This is a genomic window from Catenuloplanes indicus, assembly GCF_030813715.1.
Lineage (GTDB): Bacteria > Actinomycetota > Actinomycetes > Mycobacteriales > Micromonosporaceae > Catenuloplanes > Catenuloplanes indicus.
This window is the reverse complement of the sequence record NZ_JAUSUZ010000001.1, coordinates 5,918,131-5,937,661: the sequence shown is the minus strand read 5'-3', so window position 1 is coordinate 5,937,661 and position 19,531 is coordinate 5,918,131. Positions and strand designations below refer to the sequence as shown.

The window sequence follows — 19,531 nt, the reverse complement described above, 5'->3', positions numbered from 1 at the left end:
GCGCACACGGGTGTGGCGGGCGACATGACCAACCCCCTCGGTCATGTCGCCCGCCACGTGGGGAGCAGGCGGGGCGAACCCCGCCCTGGTGCGGCTGTGAGTGGTGCGTCAGGAGGCCTCGGCGAGCGTCGCGGTCGCGGTCTTCTCCGCGCCACTGCGCTTGTAGGTGACCGTCATCTGCTGGCCGACCTTGCCCGCCTGCACCGCGGTGATCACGTCGTCCGAGCTGTTCACGGCCTTGCCGTCGATCTGGGTGATAACGTCACCGCGCTGGATGCCGGCCTTCTGCGCCGGGCTGTCCTCGCTGACGCTGCTGACCAGCGCGCCGCCGCCCTCCGCCTCGGTCAGGCTGACGCCGAGGAACGGGTGGCTGACCTTCTGCCCGGTCTTCAGCGCCTCGGAGACCTCCTTGGCCTTGTTGCTCGGGATCGCGAAGCCGAGGCCGATCGAGCCGCTGCCCTGACCGGAGGTGGCGATCGCGGTGTTGATGCCGATCACCTCACCGTTCGTGTTGACCAGCGCACCGCCGGAGTTGCCCGGGTTGATCGGCGCGTCGGTCTGCAGCAGCCCCGCGATGGACTGGCCGGCCTGCTGCTGGCCACCGCCGAACGGGCTCTGCTCCTCCTCGCCGGCGACCTGGATGGTCCGGTCCTTGGCCGAGATGATGCCGGCGGTGACCGAGCCCTGAAGGCCGAGCGGGCTGCCGAGCGCGAGCACCGTGTCGCCGACCTTGACGGCCGCGCTGTCGCCGAACTTCGCGGCGGTCAGGTTGGAGACGCCCTCCGCCTTGACCACACCGAGGTCGGTACGCGCGTCCGTACCCACGACCTGGGCCTCTGCCTTCGTGCCGTCGGCGAAGACAACGGTGACCCGGCCGCCCTGCGCGCCGCCGACAACGTGGTTGTTGGAGAGGATGTAGCCGTCCTCGGTGAGCACCACGCCGGAGCCCTCGCCGGTATCCGTGGTGATGGAGACCACACTGTCCTGCACCGCGGCCGCGATCGAGGCGAGCGACGAGCGGTCGATCACCGGGGCGGGCTCGCCGTTCGCGGTGTTCGTGGTGTTGACGCCCGGGGTGTCGTCGTCCATCGCGTTGGCGGTGACCGCGCCGACCGTGCCGGCACCGAGCGCGAGCACCACGGCCGCGGCGGCGGTCGCGGCGAACCGGCCGAACCGGCGGTCACCCGGCGACGACTGCGGCGGCGGCACGGGTCCCACCGGCCCACCGGCCCACGGCGGCACCGGCGGCTGACCGGGGTGGTTCTGGCCGGGGTGCGCGCCGGGGTGGCTCTGGCCGGGGTAGCCGGCGGGCTGGTAGGCACCGGCCGGGACCGGCTGCGCCCACTGCGACATCGGCTGCGCGCTGGCCGGCGCCGCGGCCGGCGGCAGGTGCGACGTCTGGCCGGCGGCCGGTGCGGCCCACGGGCTCGGCGGGTACTGCCCGTAATTCGGCCGGCCGGCCTCGCTCGTGGCCGCGGGCGGGACGAGGTTGGTCGGCACCGGCTGGGTGACGGGCTCGGACGTGAGGGGCCGGTTCGCCTCGTCACTCGAGCCGGACGGCCCCCGCAGCCCTTCGGCCGGGTGCCGGTAGCCCTCGGCGGGGGTCCCCTGCGCCTCTCCGGCGGGGGCCTGCTGCCCCTCGGGGGTGGTCTCGTGCTCGTTCATGTCTCCCACCTTCCCGCCGACATCTGCGACGGCCCTGAAATCGCCCTGAAGGTTAACTGTGAATCCAAAACGGGGGATATATCAGGGCTTATCAGGGCGGATATCCGACGCGACCGCGTCAGCACCCTCATCCTCCGGGAAGTCTTCCAGCTCTTCGTCAGCGTCGTCCGAGTCCGCGTCGAGTTCGGTCGGCACCAGCGGCAGTCTTACCCGGAATGTGGCGCCGTTACCCGGCGTGCTCTCCACCTCGACGACCCCCTCGTGCGAGGAGACGATGGCCGCCACGATCGCCAGGCCGAGCCCGGTGCTGATGGTGCCGGCCGCGGTGCGGGTGCGGGCCGCGTCCGCCCGGTAGAACCGCTCGAACACCCGGTCGATCTGCTCCTGGGTCAGCCCGCCGCCGGTGTCGATCACCTCGACCACGCCGGCGACGCGCCGCCCGTCCGCGTCCGCCTCCGCGCGCAGCCGCAGCGTGACGGACGCGTCCGCCGGCGTGTGGGTGAGCGCGTTCGTCATCAGGTTGCCGAAGACCTGCCGCAGCCGGGACTCGTCGCCGGTCACCACCAGCGGCCCGGACCCGGGTGCGATCTCCAGCGTGATCTTCCGGTCCGGCGCGATCGCGCGCGCGGCCTGCACCGCGTCCGCGGCCAGCACCGGCAGCTCCACCGGGCTCAGGTCCAGCGGGCGCTCCCGGTCCAGCCGGGCCAGCAGCAGCAGGTCCTCGACCAGCAGGCCCATCCGCGCGGCCTCGTCCTCGATCCGGCGGACCAGCTTGGGCGGGTCGGTGGCCGCACCCTGCCGGTACAGCTCCGCAAAGCCGCGGATCGTGGTCAACGGCGTGCGCAGCTCGTGCGACGCGTCCGCCACGAACTGCCGCATGCGCTGCTCCGAGTTGCGCGCCCGGGCCTCGGACGCCTGCGCGCGCAGCGCCGCGTCCCGCGCGACGCTCTCTGCGGACCGGGCCGCCGCCTCGGACGCGGCACGCGCCGCGAACCCGGCCTCGATCTGGGTGAGCATGCCGTTCAGCGCGCGGGACAGCCGGCCCAGTTCGCTCTGCGGCTCGTCGATGCCGGGTTCCGGGTCGGGCACGCGGCGGCTCAGGTCACCGGCCGCGATCGCGCCCGCGGTCTGCTCTATCTGATCCAGCGGCCGCAGGCTGGTGCGCACCATGCCGGCGCCGATCGACGCCAGCATGATCAGCACCGCGCCGCCGACCAGCCCGTCGATCCAGATCAGCCGCTTGACCGCGAGATCGACCTGCTCCAGGTTCTCCCCGATGTGCAGGACCTCGTTGTTCGGCAGCACCGTGACCAGCATGCGCCAGCGAATCTTGCCGTTCTCCGACTTCACCGTGTACGCGGTGCCGGCCACCGCGGCTATCTCCTCCCGGCCCTCGACCTGCGGCGGAAGATCGCCCTGCCCGAGATGGGCGTCGTAGACCGGGTCCTTGCCGACACCGTTCATCGCGGTGACCCGGCCGTAGTAGTCGGTCGGGACCGTTACCTCGCCGCCGTTGACGAACATCGCGGCCGCGTTCGCGTCGTTCGCGATCTGGTGCAACTGGTCGTCGACCAGCCGGACCAGGTAGGACCGCAGGAAGTACGCACTACTGACGCTGATCACGATGAGCGCCACGCCGACCAGCACCAGCACGCTCGCGACCAGCTTGAGCCGCAGCGGCGTGCTGCGCAGGCGGGCCTTCACCGTCGCCTACTGCGCGGGCTTGCGGAGCACGTAGCCGACCCCGCGCAGCGTGTGGATCAGCCGCGGCTGCGTGGTGTCGACCTTGCGCCGCAGGTAGGAGATGTACGACTCGACGATGTTGTCGTCACCGCGGAAGTCGTAGTTCCACACGTGGTCCAGGATCTGCGCCTTGGAGAGCACCCGGTTCGCGTTCAGCATCAGGTAGCGCAGCAGCTTGAACTCGGTCGGCGACAGCTGCACCCGGCTCCCTGCCCGGTAGACCTCGTGCGTCTCCTCGTCCAGCTCCAGGTCCGCGAAGGTCAGGCGGGAACTTTCCTCGGCCGTCGCGCTGGTCCGGCGCAGCACCGCCCGGATCCGCGCGGTCAGCTCCTCCAGGCTGAACGGCTTCGTCACGTAGTCGTCGCCACCCAGCGTCAGCCCACGGATCTTGTCATCGGTCGCGTCCCGCGCCGTCAGGAAGACCACCGGCGTCCGCGTGCCGCCCTCCCGCATCAGCTTGATGACCTCGAAGCCATCCAGATCCGGCAACATCACATCGAGCACGACCAGGTCCGGCCGCCGATCCCGGGCTGCCGCCACCGCCGCGCTACCACTCACCGCGGTCGCGACGTCAAAGCCCGCGAAACGCAGGCTGGCCGACAGCAGCTCCAGGATGTTCGGGTCGTCCTCGACGACGAGCAGTCGCGCCTCAGTCTGTGTTGCGGCCATGCCGCCATCATTACGCGCTGTTCTGGAGGGTTTCTGGAGACCCACTGAGAACAGTCTGTGAAAACCCAAACCCCCAGAGCCTCCGATGGTACGGCCAAAGCCACCCAACGACGACCGCCCGCTCCCGGGCGACCGCACTCCCAGCCGACCGCGCCCCCAGCCGACCGCACTCCCAGCCGACCGCACTCCCAGCCGACCGCGCTTCCGGCGGGCCGCGCTTCCGGCCGGGCCGCGCTTCCGGCCGGCCGCGCCGCTTTCCGGCGACGCTGCTTTTCTCATGGCGCTGCTTTCCGGCAGCATCACCGGCCGGCGCGCTGCTTCCCCGCGGTGCTATGGGCCGGTTCCCGCGGCGCTATCAGCCGGTGGCGCTGCTTTCCGGCAGCGCTACCGGCCAGCGGCCCCCTCGGCCGGGAGCGCTCCGGCCTCAGTTACAAAGGAGGCGGCGGATCCGGGTCAGCGTCGCGTCCAGCACCTCGCCGATCTCCCGGACCTGGTCCTCGGTCGCCCGCACTCCATCGATCATGGCCTGCGCATCGTCGACGAAGAGACCCAACGCCTTCTCCAGTTCGCTGAGCTCCCGCTCCTCGGTCCCGCGGCCAGACTTCCCGCCGGACGCCTCCTGCCCGCCCGGTGTTTCCTGCCCGCCCGGTGCTTCCTGCCCGCCCGGTGCCTCCTGCCCGCCCGGTGCCTCCTGCCCGCCCGGTGCTTCCTGCCCGCCCGGTGCTTCTTGCGCACCGGCCGGGTCTTCGGCGCGGGCTGGACCTGCGTCCGTGGAGGATCTACCGGGAACCGTGTCCGGCGTGGGCGGCTCCGGGAAGCCGTTGTCGAAGAAGATCCGGATGCCGCTCGGCATGGTCAGCGGCGGCGTTCGGGCTCCCCCGCCGCCGGGCATGCTGAAGCCGGACCGACCGCCACCCGATTCACCGGGGGCACCGGAAGCCCCGGGTGCACCGGCAGCCCGGGAAGCACCGGCAGCCCCGGAAGCACCGGCAGCCCCGGCGGCACCGGCAGCCCCGGGCGCACTGGGAGGTTTGCCCTCGCTCGGGTAGCCGGGGGCACCCGGAGACCCAGGCTCGACAGGGGGGCCTGCCGTGCCGGGCGGTGGCTGTTCGTAGCCGGCCGGGGGCGGCGGCGCGGGCGGGGTCCAGCGGGCGGCGGGCTGCTGGGGCCGGCGGAACTGCCGGGTCGCGTCGCGCAGCTCTCGCTTGAGGTCACGAACCGAGCCCTGCACCTGCGACTGGATCTGACCGGCCAGGCTGCTCAGGTCGCTGATCGACGCGGAGATCTCCGCCTCCAGCGCCTGCAGCTCCTCGGCCCGCCCGCGCAGCTCCTCCCGACCCGCCTCGGTGATCTCGTAGGTCTTGCGCGCACCCGCCGCTACGTGCGTCACCAGCCCTTCGGCCTCCAGACGCGCCAGCCGCGGATAGATCGTGCCGGCGCTCGGCGCGTAGAGCCCGAGGAAGCGATTCTCCAGCAGCCGAATGAACTCGTACCCGTGCTTGGGCCCGTCATCGAGCAGTTTGAGCAGGTAGAGGCGAAGGCGCCCATGGCTGAAAACGGCCGTCATGCCGACCCCTCCGCAGGATCACGGCGCACCGGCCCGGCAACGGCGGGCTCATCATTCGGATCGGCGTCCTCGGCCGCCACGGCGGGACGGGACAGCAGCGCGATGCTGCCGGAGATCGCGGAGGCGCTGAGCCGCCCCGTGCCCTGGCCGAGCCAGCCGTTCACCGTGCTGCCGCTGAGCGTGGTTCGCTCCGCCAGCTCCTCCGGGAACGAGCTGGTCACCTGGCCCGCCAAGGCACGCAGCTCGATCGCGAGATCACTGTCCTCCGGCACGCGCGCGGTGATGCTGCCGGACGTGGTGTCCAGCCGGATGTCGCTGTCCGCCGCACCGTCCAGATCGCAGGTGATGCTGCCGGAGACGGTGGTGCCGCGCACCGTGGTCACCGGGCTGTCCGCCAGGATCAGCTCGCCGGAGACCGTATCCATGATCAATTCTCCGGCCACGCCGACCGCCTCGACCGGCCCGGAGACTAGGTTCGCCCGGGTCAGCCCGCCGACACCCATCAGCGTGATGCTCCCGGCGGTCACGTCGACGTCGGTGCGTTCACGCAGCCCGGACGCGATCACCCGACCGGAGATCAACCCGAGCGTTACGCGGGACGCGGGCGGCACGGCAATCGACACGTCGACCGCAATCCGCTTGGCCAGCTGCATGATCCACGAGAGCAGCCCCAGCCACGCGCTGCCCCCCTCCTGACGCACGCGAAGCACCCCGCCCTCCAGCTCGACCTGGACCGCACGGCCGCCGACCTTCGACACCTCGATTCGGGCGGGGCCGTCCGCGCCGATCACGGTTAGCCGCCCCACCAGCAGGCTGACCTCCAGCCGACGCACGTCCGCCGCACAGGTGATCTTCGAGGGTTCGTGGATCGTCCAGCTCGCCATGTCGGCCCCCAGTGCGTGCTCGGCTTCGTGTCGCCAGCCTACGCGATACATCGCGATATAACTAGGGCGCCACGAGTCGACGGTGCACGGCCGTTGGCGATCTTCAACCCTCCGGCCGCCAGCGGCTCAGCTCGCCGGGCTGCGGGGCGGGGCCGGGCAGGGACGGGTCGCCCGGGCCGGCCAAGCCCTGGATCAGCAGCGCAAGGTGCCGGCGCCGGAGCTGAACGGTCCGGACGGCGTCGGCCACACGGATCGCGGCACAGCCCTCCAGCACCAATGCCAGGTCCTCCGGCGTCACGTCCGCCCGGAGCCGCCCACCCGCCTGCGCGCGCTGCACGAGCCGCGCGGCCAGCTCGCCGGCCCTCGCAGCAGCCTCCCGCAGCTCGGCGGTGGGCGTGAAGGCGCCGGCCAGACGCTCCGTCAGCGAATGCACGTCGGCGTCGACCACCCGACCCAGGAAGGCGACCAGGGCAGCCCAGCCATCCGGCTCCGCCTCGGCCTCCTCAGCCTCGAGGATGAAGCGGTGCAGGCCGCTCAGGCACAGCTGCCGCAGTAGGTCCTCCTTGCCCGCATAGCGCCGGTAGAGCGCGCTGATGCCGACACCCGCACGGCCGGCGACCGCGGAGATGGGGGCGCTCGGGTCGTTCACGAACACGTCCCGCGCCGCGGTGAGGATCACCTCGTCGTTGCGCTTGGCGTGCCCCCGCCGACCGGAAAGGCCACGGCTGGATTCTTCCGTCACGACATCACTCTAGCACTGGAACGGATCATTCCGCTCCGCTATGCTCGGGCGGAACAAAGGATTCCGTTCCAGCGCGGTTCGGTGTCGCGCCAGCACGAACCCTGGACACGCCAGTTACGAAGCTTCACTGCGCCAGCACAGAAGGGGAGACGATGAGCGACCTGAAGCTGAGCACATCCGCACGGAGCGCCGCCGGGCTGCCGAGCGAGCCTCCTCCGGAGGAGATACCGCCCGAAGCGGCGTCGGTGCGGGCGCCGGTCCGCTGGCGGGAGGTGCTGGCGGACGCGCATTCCGCACTCCGGTTCGCGGTCAAAGGCGTGCCGGTGGGCGGCTGGAGTCTGCCGACGCCGTGCGCGGAGTGGACCGTCGGGCAGGTCCTGCGGCACACGCTGGGCAACCAGGCACGGTTCGCCGCCACCATCAGTGGGGGCCTCTGGCCGCCTGAGGATCCCTACGCGCCGAGCGAAGCACCGCTGACCGACCCACTGGGGGCAACCATGGAGGTGATCGCGCTGGCTCGCGCCGCGTTCACGACCGTGCCCGACTCCGTGCCGGCGGTGCCGACGCCACTGCCGGCCGGTCCGCTGCCTCCCTGGCTGGCCGCCGGGGCCTGCGCGCTCGACGCCGCGATTCATGCGTGGGACATCGCGGTCGCCACCCGGCAGTCGTCACCACTCACCCCCGAGATCGCCTATTCACTGCTCCTGGTCTCGACCGAGCTCGTCGAGCCGCTCCGCCCCTACGGCGCATTCGCATCACCCTTCGACCCGATCGAGGAGGCCCGCGCGCTCGGCAGCGCCTACACCGGCGAGCTGGCCGACGACGACGCTTCTTCCGTACTTCGCTATCTGGGCCGCAACCCGATCTGGAGCCCTCCGTCCGGCCTCCACGACAACATCGCCTGAACCGCAAACGGGAACCTGCTTCATATATCCGCGCCCGGCCGCTGGCGCATACCCGCGTATCGCAGCCACCCGGCCCGCGCCGGGCAGCGCGGCCGGATGCGGCAAACCTCCGGGCCGCATCGGTGCGGCGCCGGAGGCTTGGTCGGGTGAAATCAGGCGGCGAGGTCCAAGCGGCCATGTACCGGCGCAGGCGCGGATGCCGCGCTCGACGCGGGAAGCGAGGACGGAGCCAAGGCCGAAGCCGGATCCGGCATCGGGGCCGGAACCGGGGCCGAGGCCGGGGCCGGGGCAGGGGCCGGAACCGAGGTTGGGCGGCGGTAGGGGCGGACGACGCCCTCGGCGGCGCGGGCCAGGACACGGCGGTTTGCGTCGAGGTCGGGGTGCAGAGCCGGTTCGATCGTGACCACGGCGGTCAGGTCGCGGATTGCGATCACGCGGATGGCGCACGCGAAGAGGCTTTCGGCGGAGAGGAAGGTGGCGATGGTGCTGTCCGGGCCGGTTCGGCCCTCGCGGTAGCCGAGGCGGATCGGGACGACGGCGGCGTGGGCGTCGACGGCGGCCTGGAACACCGCGGGGCGCCAGCGTCCGGTGAGGGAGTTGTCGGCGCGGTGGCCGGGGCCGGTGGAGCGGCCGCAGCCGGTGGTGCCGGCCGGGAAGACGGCGACGAGGTCGTCCTTGCGCAGTGCGTCGGTGATCCGGGCGACGGTGGTGGGCAGCGTCCGGGGGTGCCGACGGTCGATGAAGATGGTGCCGGCCAGGGTGGCCAGCACGCCGATCACCGGCCAGTGGCGGATGTCGTGCTTGGCGGTCATCCGGGCCGGGGAGACGGCCAGCAGTGCAACCGTGTCCAGCCAGGAGTTGTGGTTGGCGACCAGGAGTGCACGGCGGCGGGGCACGAAGCCGGCGCCGCGGATGACGAGGCGGACGCCGGCGGCGGCGAGCACGGCGCGGGCCCACCAGCGGCCGGCGGCCTGCCGGCCGGTGCCGGTCAGGAACGGGAGGAGGGGCAGGAGTGCGAGACCACCGATCAGCGCGCCGGCCAGCGTCACGGCACGGACGGCCTGACGCGGGACGGAGACGCGCCGGTGGAAGCCTCGGACGGGCAGACAGCCGCTGTCGCAGTTGGACCGGGGCTGAGCGAGCGGGGCGGGCAGCGACGGGCGCCAGGGCGGCACGACGGCCGGTCCGGGAAGGACGCCCGACGGGTCAACGGTGTCCATGTTCACTGTGTAAGGGGGTGATGCCTCAGCGGCGTGTCGGGAGCCCCGGATCCCGATGTCAAGCACGTGAACGATGCATGCAGGCAAGATCACTCACGGGTGTGACTCTGTGTCATCGCTCAGGAGGCGGGCGGGAAGACTGCCGGGCAAACCGCTCGGCGACCGGAAAACCATGCTGAGCAGCACCTGCAGGCACATGAATCGCCCGGCCGCAACGTAACGTGCACGCAGGGCCGAAAGACCCCAATGCTGTGAATCTCGACACGGACGGACGTCGACGACAAGGTGCCGAATCACACGGCGTAGCCTGGAAACCGAAGTCTGACCCCACGTCAGCTCGCGGCAGTCAACGAATGCCTGTCACCTACCGCGACACAGACAAACCGCTCTGAAAGAGGCGATACCGGCCGTGTCGACCCAGCAAACTTCGCAGGACAATCCCCTGGCGGGCTTCGGCCCCAACGAGTGGATCGTCGAAGAGATGTACCAGCGGTACCTCGCCGATCCGACGAGCGTGGATTCCGCATGGCACGACTTCTTCGCTGATTACAAGCCGGCGGCGGATGCTGGTTCGATCGCGACGCCGACGGAGGCCACCGCGGCCGCCGGAGCCTCGTCGGCCGCCCGCGTGGGCACCGACGCACCCGCGGCCGCGAAGGACGCTGCCAAGGCCGCCGCCACGCCGGCCGCGAAGCCGCAGCCCCAGCCGGCGCCGCAGGCCAAGGCCGCCGCGCCCGCGGCCAAGGCGAAGCCGAAGAAGGAGCCGGTCAAGGTCACCCCCGGCACCGCACCGCTGCGCGGCATCGCCGCCAAGATCGTGCAGAACATGGAGGCGTCACTGGCGGTCCCGACCGCCACCAGCGTCCGCGCGGTCCCGGCGAAGCTGCTGGTGGACAACCGCATCGTGATCAACAACCACCTCGCGCGCGGCCGGGGCGGCAAGGTCAGCTTCACGCATCTGATCGGCTATGCACTGGTCAAGGCGCTGGCGCTGCACCCGGAGATGAACAACAACTACGTCGAGACCAACGGCAAGCCCACGATCGTCACGCCGGAGCACGTCAACCTCGGCATCGCGATCGACCTGGCCAAGCCGGACGGGTCCCGCTCACTGGTCGTACCGAGCGTCAAGGGCTGCGAGAACCTCGACTTCCGCGGTTTCTGGCAGGCGTACGAGGAGATCGTCCGCCGCGCGCGCCGCAACGAGCTGACGATGGAAGACCACTCCGGCGCCACCGTCTCGCTGACCAACCCGGGCGGCATCGGCACCGTGCACTCCATGCCGCGCCTCACGGTCGGCCAGGGCGCGATCATCGGTGTCGGCGCGATGGAGTACCCCGCGCCGTACGCCGGAATGTCCGATGAGACCCTCACTGACCTGGGCGTCAGCAAGGTCATCACGCTGACCAGCACCTATGACCACCGGATTATCCAGGGTGCGCAGTCCGGCGAGTTCCTGAAGGTCATGCACGAGCTGCTGCTCGGTGAGCACGGCTTCTACGACGAGATCTTCACGGCGCTGCGCGTGCCGTACGAGCCGGTCCGCTGGGTGCGCGACGTCGCCCGTACGTCCGAGGGCCAGATCGACAAGGCGGCGCGCGTCGTCGAGCTGATCCACGCGTACCGGGTGCGCGGTCACCTGATGGCGGACACCGACCCGCTGGAGTTCGAGATCCGCCGGCACCCGGACCTCGACGTACTCGAGCACGGCCTGACGCTGTGGGACCTGGACCGGACGTTCCCGGTCGGCGGCTTCGCCGGCAAACAGAAGATGAAGCTCCGCGACGTGCTCGGTGTGCTGCGCGACTCGTACTGCCGCCGCGTCGGCATCGAGTACATGCACATCATGGACCCGGAGGAGCGCCGCTGGATCCAGGACCGCATCGAGATCAAGTACGAGAAGCCGTCGCCGGAGGAGCAGAAGCACATCCTCAACCGGCTGAACGCGGCCGAGGCGTTCGAGACGTTCCTGCAGACGAAGTTCGTCGGTCAGAAGCGGTTCTCGCTGGAGGGCGGCGAGTCGCTGATCCCGCTGCTCGACGAGGTCCTGCAGGCCTCCGCGGAGAGCCAGCTGGACGAGGTCGTGATCGGCATGGCGCACCGTGGCCGGCTGAACGTGCTGGCCAACATCGTCGGCAAGCCGTACGAGAAGATCTTCTCCGAGTTCGAGGGCCACCTGGACCCGAAGTCGGCGCACGGCTCCGGCGACGTGAAGTACCACCTGGGCATGACCGGCAAGTTCACCACGCCGGACGGTGAGTACGGCACCACGGTCAGTGTCACGGCGAACCCGTCGCACCTGGAGGCCGTGGACCCGGTGCTGGAGGGCATCGTCCGCGCCAAGCAGGACCGGCTCAACCTCGGCCTGGAGGGCTACACGGTTCTGCCGCTGATGGTGCACGGTGACGCCGCGTTCGCCGGCCAGGGCGTGGTGGCGGAGACGCTGAACCTCTCCCAGCTGCGCGGTTACCGTACCGGTGGCACCGTGCACGTGGTCGTCAACAACCAGGTCGGCTTCACCACCGCGCCGGAGTACAGCCGGTCCTCGCTCTACAGCACGGACGTGGCCCGGATGATCCAGGCCCCGATCTTCCACGTGAACGGCGACGACCCCGAGGCCGTGGTCCGGGTCGCGCGGCTGGCGTTCGAGTACCGCCAGACGTTCAACAAGGACGTGGTGATCGACCTGGTCTGCTACCGGCGCCGCGGTCACAACGAGGGCGACGACCCGTCGATGACCAACCCGCTGATGTACGCGATCATCGACAACAAGCGCAGCGTCCGGAAGGCGTACACCGAGGAGCTGATCGGCCGCGGCGACATCACGGTCGCGGACGCGGAGGAGCAGCTGCGCGACTACCAGGGCCAGCTGGAGCAGGTCTTCAAGGCCACCCGCGACGCGAACACGTCGTCGTCCGGCCGGCGGGCGCGCGTCGCCGTGCAGGAGCCGGAGCCGGTGGTGGAGACCGCGATCGACGCGGAGACCGTGGCCCGGATCGGTCAGGCACACATCGACCTGCCCGAGGGCTTCACGCCGCACAAGCGGGTCCAGCAGCTGCTCGACCGGCGCGCCAAGATGGCCCGCGAGGGCAACATCGACTGGGGCTTCGGCGAGATCATCGCGTTCGGTTCACTGCTCACCCAGGGCGTGACGGTCCGTCTGTCCGGACAGGACTCGCGGCGCGGCACGTTCGTGCAGCGGCACGCCGCCGTGGTGGACGGCCGCACCGGCGCGGACTTCCTGCCGATCAGCCAGCTCGCCGCCGGCCAGGCCCGGTTCTTCGCGCACGATTCGCTGCTCAGCGAGTACGCGGCGATGGGCTTCGAGTACGGCTACTCGGTCGAGAACACCGAGGCGCTGGTGCTCTGGGAGGCGCAGTTCGGCGACTTCGCGAACGGTGCCCAGTCGATCGCGGACGAGTTCATCTCGTCCGGCGAGGTCAAGTGGGGCCAGCAGTCCGCGGTGACGCTGCTGCTGCCGCACGGCCACGAGGGCCAGGGGCCGGACCACACGTCCGGCCGCCCGGAGCGCTGGCTGCAGCTGGCCGCGGAGGACAACATCCGGGTGGCGAACCCGACCACTCCGGCGAACCACTTCCACCTGCTGCGCCGCCAGGCGCTGTCGCCGAAGCGGAAGCCGCTGATCGTCTTCACGCCCAAGTCGCTGCTGCGCCACAAGCTGTGCGTGTCGTCCGTCGCGGACTTCACCAGCGGCACGTTCCAGACCGTGATCGGCGACGCCGGAATCGCGGACGCGTCGGCCGTGAAGCGCGTGCTGTTCTGCAGCGGCAAGGTCTACTACGACCTGGTCCAGGCGCGGGCGGAGCGGAAGATCACCGACACGGCCATCGTCCGGATGGAGCAGCTCTACCCGCTGCCGGTCGAGGAGCTGAAGGCGGAGCTGGCGAAGTACCCGAACGCGGAGGACTTCGCCTGGGTCCAGGAGGAGCCGGCCAACCAGGGCGCGTGGAGCTTCATCGCACTGAACCTGCTGGAGCACCTCGACGGCCTGCGCCTGCGCCGCATCTCCCGCCCGGCCGCGGCCGCACCGGCGGTCGGTTCGGCGAAGCTGCACGAGGCCGAGCAGACCGCGCTCATCGAGGCGTCCCTGCCCCGCCCGTAAGACCGCAAGCCCTGCGGGCCTAGGAGCGCAAGCTCCAGGCTCGCAGGGCGCGAGGTTCACAGGGCCGCGAAGCTCGCAGGACCGCAAGGCTCGCAGGACCCTAAGGCTCGCAGGGCGCGAGGCTCGTGGGACCGCAAAGTCCGGCACGGCCTGAAAGAACGCAAGTCCGCGGGCCTCAGTCCGAAAGCTCCACAACCGCAAAGCCGCAAGGCCGTAAGACCGCACACCCGCAAGACCTCGAGGCCCAGCACCATCAAAGCCGCCACGGTTACGAACACCGCTCCCCGCCACCCGCCCCGGCGGCGGGGAGCACCGCATGAGGAGCAGGAAGAGCATGTACTTCACCGATCGCGGCATCGAGGAGCTGACCGAACGCCGTGGCGAGGAGCAGGTCACGATCGAGTGGGTCGCCGAGCGCATGCGCGATTTCGTCGACCTCAACCCCGAGTTCGAGACCCCGATCGAGCGCCTCGCCACCTGGCTCGCCCGCCTGGACGACCCGGACGACGAGTAACCGGACGACGAGTAACCGGACGCCGAGTAACCGGACGACGAGCACACCGGCAAAGAGCACACCCGGCGACGAGCACACCGGCCGGCGAGCTGACCCGAACCCCAGGTGATCAACGTCCCCCGTGACGTTGATCAAGGTACAAAGACCTGGGTGTTCCCCGGCTCACCACGGGTAGGTTGAGCCCGTGGGGCGAAGCGTCTACATTGCCGGGCTCGGACCCGGCGGCGGAAAGTCAACGATCGCGCTCGGCCTGGCCGAGCTCCTCTCCCGGCAGACGCCGCGGGTCGGCGTGTTCCGGCCGCTGGTGGCGACCCGGGGCGAGGCCGACCCGATGCTCGCGCTGCTGCGTGAGCGGTACCGGATAGACCGGCCGTACGAGGAGCTGTTCGGCACCACGTTCGCGGAGGCCTCGGCGATGGTGGCGGCCGGCCACCGCGAGGAGCTGATCTCGCGCGTGGTCGACCGCTACCGCGCGCTGGAGCGGCACTTCGACGCGGTCGTGGTGATCGGCAGTGACTTCGACGACAGCGGCGAGCCGGGTCCGGGGCTGCCCCGCGAGTTCGCGTTCAACGTGCGGCTGGCGACCGAGTTCGGCAGCGTGGTGATCCCGGTCGTCGACGGCCGGGACGCGGATGCCGTCGAGGTCGCCTCCGCGGCCCGCGGCGCGTACCACAGCGTGCAGGACCTGGGCGCCACCGTGCTCGCGGTGATCGCGAACCGGGTGCCGGCCGGCACCGCCGCGCCCGAGGACCAGACCGTCCCGACGTACGTCATTCCCGAGGTGCCGACGATCTCCGCGCCGACCGTGGCCGAGCTGGCCGAGGCGCTCGGCGCGGAGGTGCTCAGCGGTGACGCGAAGGCGCTCGACCGGGACGTGCTGGACCTGGTGGTCGGCGCGGCTCACGTACCGGTGCTGCTTGATCATTTGACCGACGGCTGTCTGATGATCACTCCTGGGGATCGGGCCGACCTGCTGGTGGCCGCAGCCGCGGCGCACGCGGCAGGGGAGGTGTCGGTGGCCGGCCTGGTGCTGACGCTGGGTGAGCGCCCGGACGCCCGGGTCGCGCGGTTGATCGAGAGCCTGCACAGCGGCCTGGCGGTGCTGTCCGTGAAGACCGACAGCTTCCACACGATCGCGGCCGCCAGCCGGATCGAGGCGGGCCTGAACGGCCGCAACCCGCGCAAGGTGCAGGCCGCGATCGGCGCGTTCGAGTCCACGGTGGACACCGAGGAACTGCTCCGCCGGCTGGACGTCACGCGCAGCGCCCGGGTCACGCCGATGATGTTCGAGTACGACCTGATCGACCGCGCCCGCGCGGACCGGCGGCGGCTGGTGCTCCCGGAGGGCACCGAGGAGCGGATCCTGCGCGCGACCGAGATCCTGCTGCGCCGTGGCGTGGCCGACCTGACGCTGCTCGGCGACCCGGACGAGATCACCCGCAAGGCCCGTGAGCTCGGGCTCGACATCGGCCGAGCCGAACTGCACAACCCCGCGACCAGCGAGTGGGCCGAAGAGTTCGCCGAGACGTACGCGGAGATCCGCAAGCACCGCGCGATGACGCTGGAGCTGGCCCGCGACGTGGTCCGGGACGTCAGCTACTTCGGCACGATGATGGTGCACACCGGGCGTGCGGACGGCATGGTCTCCGGCGCCACGCACACCACCGCGGCCACGATCCGCCCGGCGTTCGAGATCATCAAGACCGTTCCGGGCGTCTCCGTGGCGTCCAGCGTGTTCTTCATGCTGCTGGCCGACCGGGTGCTGGTCTACGGCGACTGCGCGGTCAACCCGGACCCGAACGCGGAACAGCTGGCCGACATCGCGCTCTCCTCCGCGGAGACCGCGGCCCGGTTCGGCATCGAGCCGCGGGTGGCGATGCTGTCCTACTCGACCGGCACGTCCGGGGCCGGTGCGGACGTGGAGAAGGTCGCGGCCGCCACCCGGATCGTCCGCGAGCGCCGACCGGACCTGCCGGTGGAGGGGCCGATCCAGTACGACGCCGCGATCGACCCGGGCGTGGCGGCCACGAAGCTGCCGGACAGCACGGTCGCGGGCAAGGCCACGGTCTTCGTCTTCCCGGACCTGAACACCGGCAACAACACGTACAAGGCGGTTCAGCGCTCGGCGAACGCGGTCGCGGTCGGCCCGGTCATGCAGGCGCTGCGCCGCCCGGTGAACGACCTCTCCCGGGGCGCCACCGTCAAGGACATCGTCAACACGGTCGCGATCACCGCGATCCAGGCCGCCGGAGAGTCGAAGTGACCCGCGTACTCGTGCTCAACACCGGATCCTCCTCGCTGAAGTACCGACTCTTCGACGGCGGCACCACGGTCGCCAAGGGGCTCGTGGAGGAGATCGATGATCACCGGACGGCGCTGCAGGACGTGTTCCGGAGCGACGAACTCGGGCACCTCGACGCGGTCGGCCACCGCGTGGTGCACGGCGGCCCGGACTTCACCGCGCCCACGCTGATCGACGACGACGTGGTCCGCGCGATCGAGCGGCTGATCCCGCTGGCGCCGCTGCACAACCCGGCGAACCTGACCGGCATCGAGACCGCGCGCAAGCTGCTGCCGGACGTACCGCAGGTTGCGGTGTTCGACACCGCGTTCCACAGCACGCTGCCACCGGCGGCCGCGACCTACGCGATCGACGCGGAGACCGCGCGGCAGCACCGGATCCGCCGGTACGGCTTTCACGGCACATCGCACGCGTACGTCTCACGCCGCACCGCCGCGCTGCTCGGCCGGACCCCGGAGAGCACCAACGTGATCACGCTGCATCTCGGCAACGGCGCAAGCGCGGCCGCGGTCGAGGGCGGCCGCAGCGTCGCCACCTCGATGGGACTCTCCCCGTTGGAAGGTCTGGTGATGGGCACGCGCAGCGGCAGCCTGGACCCCGCGATCATCTTCCACCTGCACCGGGTCGGCGGCATGTCGCTGGACGAGATCGACGAGCTGCTGAACAAGCGGAGCGGCATGCGCGGCCTGGCCGGCGTCAGCGACATGCGGGAGGTCGAGGCACGCCGGGCGGGCGGTGACGAGGCGGCCACGCTCGCGTTCGACGTCTACACGCGACGGATCAAGGAGATGGTGGGCGCGTACTACGCGGTGCTGGGCCGGGTGGACGCGATCACGTTCACCGCGGGCGTCGGCGAGAACTCGGCGACGGTGCGGGCGGCCGCGCTGGCCGGACTGACCGGGCTCGGCATCGAGGTGGACGCGGACCGGAACGCCGCGCCGGAGCGCGGCGAACGGATCGTCTCGACCGAGGCGTCACGGGTCGTGGTGTGCGTGGTGCCGACCGACGAGGAACTCGAGATCGCCACGCAGGCCCGCGCCGTTCTCGGCGGCTGACCGGGGAACCTACAGAACGAAGAAGAGCACGACCGCCACGACGGCGACCGCCGCCACCACCCCGCCGATGATCAGCGGAAGGTTGCTGGACGTGGCGGGAGCCGCCTCGGCCTGCTGCTCCTGCTCCTGACGGTTCATGTAGGCCCGGAACGCCATGGTGCTGCCGCTCGGGTCCTCGTACTCATCTGCCATGCCCCGACGATAGCGAAGCGCTACGACATTCACGCACAGCCGTACGCCTAGCCGACACGTGGTCGGAAAAAGCACTCCATGGGGCACATTTCCATCGAGTTACGTCACATTTAGGCACTCAAAGTAGTGATTTAGATACTCAAGGTAATGTATCTACGCGGCCTTGTCAGAACCAACCGTTCGGCCAGGGTCGATGACCGGCCGCGCACCTACCGTTCCTGACATGACGATGCGGGGCGCGCGTGTACTGCTCGCCGCCGCCCTGCTGATCGCGCTCGCCGCGTGCCAGGCCGCGCAGGCCGCCGCGCCGGAAGTGCTTGGCCGGGCCGCGGGCGTGGCACCCGTCACACCGTACCCGGTGGGCGTCCGCACGCTCGACCTGACTCGCGGCCCGGACCGCCCGCTGCCCACCACGGTCTGGTACCCGGCCGACGGCCGCCCGGGTGAGCAGCGCATCCGCAAGGACGCCCGCCCGGCCGCCGGCCGTTTCCCGATCGTCCTGTTCAGCCACGGCCTCAAGGGCTCGCCGCAGCACTTCACCGCGCTGCTCACCCGCTGGGCCGCCGCCGGCTTCGTGGTCGCGGCCCCGGCCTACCCGTTCACTCACGCCCGCACCGCGCACTTCCAGCGCTGGGACGTCCGCAACCAGCCCGGCGACGCGGAGCTGGTGATCCAGGACCTGGTGGCGCGCAACTCGCTGGGCGGCGACATGTTCAAGGGCCGCCTCGACGTCGCGCACGTCGCGGCCGCGGGCCACTCCGCCGGCGGCTTCACCACCGCGGGTCTGTTCATCGAGGGCCACGACCCGCGCCTGCGGGCCGGCATCGTGATCGCGGGCGGCGGCCTCCCCGGCACGTTCGCCGGCCCGGAGGCCTCATTGCTGTTCGTGCACGGCGGCGCCGACCCGGTGGTCGCCCCCTACGTGGCGCGCGCCGCCTACGACCGCGTGCCCTGGCCGAAGGCGTTCGTCACGCTCGCCGGCCAGGGCCACGGCGAATACCTGACGCCCGGCAACCGCGGCTTCTCCGAGGCGAACAACACGATGACCGACTTCCTCCGCTGGACGCTCTACGGCGACCGCAACGCCCGCGCCCGCCTCCCGATCGACGCCACGCTGGCCGGCGTCTCCACCATCACCGGCAAGATCTGAAAACCGGTCTTCCCGCTTCCGGCGCGGCCCGCCCCGCATGTCCGGAGCGGGCCAACCGCGCGGAGCCCTCCGACTCCGCCGGCGCTCGGCTCCGGCCGCCGCGTCGGAGCCGGTCCCCGGGCGGCCACCGAAACCCCCCGAGATCCGTGCCCGGTCGCCATCCCTGCCGCGCCCACCTGCGCCGTATCCGGGATACCGCGCCTTTCCCCGGGGCCACATCCGCGAGTACCGCGCCCGGGACGCCGCGCCGCGCCCGCCGGCGCCGGCGTCCGGGATACCGCGGGGTTCCTGCGACGCGGTGCCATTTTCCGTGGTTGCGGCGGCTTCAGATGCCGCGGCTGGGGCTCAGGCCGCGTCGTTCTCCTGTGGGCCGTAACCCAGGGCTCGCGTGGACGGCGGCGCCAGGATCAGGCCGATCACCGCGACTCCCAGCACGATCAGCGCGATCCCCAGCCACGCCAGGCCGCCCTCGATCATGTAGTAGCCGATGGCGAGCAGCATCAGTTGCACCACGATCCCCGGTGCCCGCGCGCCGCCCCGGTGGTTGCCCAGCGCCCGGGCGATCGCATAGATGACCGCGGACGCCAGCACCGTGAACACCGTCAGGCTCAGCGCCACCCCGAGATCCGTCGGCGTCGACGTCAGGTCCTTGAAGACCAGGAAGATCGCGATCGCGCCGACCACCACCGCTTGCGCCTTCAGCAGCAACACCGCGGCCTTCAGGGTCAGCGGCGAAACGACCGGCAGGGCCGCGGGGGAAGCGGACTCAGTGCTCACCCCCTTACGATACCGGCCCCACC

General features: G+C 71.0%; 15 protein-coding genes. 6 read left to right on the top strand and 9 right to left on the bottom strand.

From position 1 onward, the window contains the following. Positions 1-108: 108 nt before the first annotated feature. The 6 genes from J2S42_RS26895 to J2S42_RS26870 form a co-directional block, all read right to left on the bottom strand. On the bottom strand, positions 109-1,665 hold the full coding sequence (locus J2S42_RS26895) for a S1C family serine protease (protein WP_307243419.1): 1,557 nt from the start codon (positions 1,663-1,665) through the stop codon (positions 109-111). 81 nt (positions 1,666-1,746) lie between these two features. Next, positions 1,747-3,369, bottom strand: a complete 1,623-nt coding sequence (locus tag J2S42_RS26890) for a sensor histidine kinase (protein WP_307243418.1) — start codon at positions 3,367-3,369, stop codon at positions 1,747-1,749. Positions 3,370-3,375: 6 nt separating this feature from the next. Continuing rightward, entirely contained in the window at positions 3,376-4,077 is a 702-nt protein-coding gene (locus J2S42_RS26885) for a response regulator transcription factor (protein ID WP_307243416.1), read from the bottom strand. Between the two features lie 424 nt (positions 4,078-4,501). After that, entirely contained in the window at positions 4,502-5,644 is a 1,143-nt protein-coding gene (locus J2S42_RS26880) for a helix-turn-helix transcriptional regulator (RefSeq protein WP_307243414.1), read from the bottom strand. Further along, entirely contained in the window at positions 5,641-6,528 is an 888-nt protein-coding gene (locus tag J2S42_RS26875; RefSeq protein ID WP_307243412.1) for a DUF4097 family beta strand repeat-containing protein, read from the bottom strand. The genes J2S42_RS26880 and J2S42_RS26875 overlap by 4 nt, the downstream gene beginning before the upstream one ends. A 103-nt stretch (positions 6,529-6,631) precedes the next feature. Next, positions 6,632-7,270, bottom strand: coding sequence for a TetR/AcrR family transcriptional regulator (locus J2S42_RS26870; protein ID WP_307243410.1), 639 nt, complete (start codon positions 7,268-7,270; stop codon positions 6,632-6,634). A 152-nt stretch (positions 7,271-7,422) separates the two neighbouring features. On the opposite strand from J2S42_RS26870, the gene J2S42_RS26865 reads away from it, so the two are divergent. Then, the gene (locus tag J2S42_RS26865) at positions 7,423-8,175 is read left to right on the top strand and encodes a TIGR03086 family metal-binding protein (RefSeq protein ID WP_307243408.1); all 753 of its coding nucleotides are present in this window, start codon (positions 7,423-7,425) and stop codon (positions 8,173-8,175) included. Between the two features lie 152 nt (positions 8,176-8,327). Here J2S42_RS26865 and J2S42_RS26860 read toward each other — a convergent pair whose 3' ends face one another. After that, positions 8,328-9,395: a lysophospholipid acyltransferase family protein gene (locus tag J2S42_RS26860; protein WP_307243406.1), complete on the bottom strand. Its 1,068-nt coding sequence runs from the start codon at positions 9,393-9,395 to the stop codon at positions 8,328-8,330. Between the two features lie 409 nt (positions 9,396-9,804). On the opposite strand from J2S42_RS26860, the gene J2S42_RS26855 reads away from it, so the two are divergent. The 4 genes from J2S42_RS26855 (at position 9,805) to J2S42_RS26840 (ending at position 17,389) form a co-directional block, all read left to right on the top strand. Beyond that, a complete protein-coding gene (locus tag J2S42_RS26855) occupies positions 9,805-13,518 on the top strand; it encodes a multifunctional oxoglutarate decarboxylase/oxoglutarate dehydrogenase thiamine pyrophosphate-binding subunit/dihydrolipoyllysine-residue succinyltransferase subunit (protein ID WP_307243404.1) in 3,714 nt (1,237 codons plus the stop codon). Between the two features lie 334 nt (positions 13,519-13,852). Further along, positions 13,853-14,032: a DUF6104 family protein gene (locus J2S42_RS26850; RefSeq protein ID WP_307249052.1), complete on the top strand. Its 180-nt coding sequence runs from the start codon at positions 13,853-13,855 to the stop codon at positions 14,030-14,032. A 184-nt stretch (positions 14,033-14,216) separates the two neighbouring features. Then, on the top strand, positions 14,217-16,295 hold the full coding sequence (pta, locus tag J2S42_RS26845) for a phosphate acetyltransferase (protein ID WP_307243402.1): 2,079 nt from the start codon (positions 14,217-14,219) through the stop codon (positions 16,293-16,295). Next, positions 16,292-17,389 (top strand): acetate kinase, encoded by a 1,098-nt coding sequence (locus J2S42_RS26840; RefSeq protein ID WP_307243400.1) that lies wholly within the window; start codon positions 16,292-16,294, stop codon positions 17,387-17,389. Before pta ends, J2S42_RS26840 begins: the two co-directional genes overlap by 4 nt. A gap of 9 nt (positions 17,390-17,398) precedes the next feature. On the opposite strand, the gene J2S42_RS26835 is transcribed toward J2S42_RS26840, so the two are convergent. Further along, complete coding sequence (locus J2S42_RS26835; protein ID WP_307243398.1) at positions 17,399-17,581, bottom strand: hypothetical protein; 183 nt, start codon at positions 17,579-17,581, stop codon at positions 17,399-17,401. A 229-nt stretch (positions 17,582-17,810) separates the two neighbouring features. Between J2S42_RS26835 and J2S42_RS26830 the strand changes: the two genes are divergently transcribed. Continuing rightward, a complete protein-coding gene (locus J2S42_RS26830) occupies positions 17,811-18,731 on the top strand; it encodes an alpha/beta hydrolase family protein (RefSeq protein WP_442320108.1) in 921 nt (306 codons plus the stop codon). 345 nt (positions 18,732-19,076) lie between these two features. On the opposite strand, the gene J2S42_RS26825 is transcribed toward J2S42_RS26830, so the two are convergent. Then, positions 19,077-19,508 (bottom strand): hypothetical protein, encoded by a 432-nt coding sequence (locus tag J2S42_RS26825; RefSeq protein WP_307243395.1) that lies wholly within the window; start codon positions 19,506-19,508, stop codon positions 19,077-19,079. Positions 19,509-19,531: the final 23 nt, after the last annotated feature.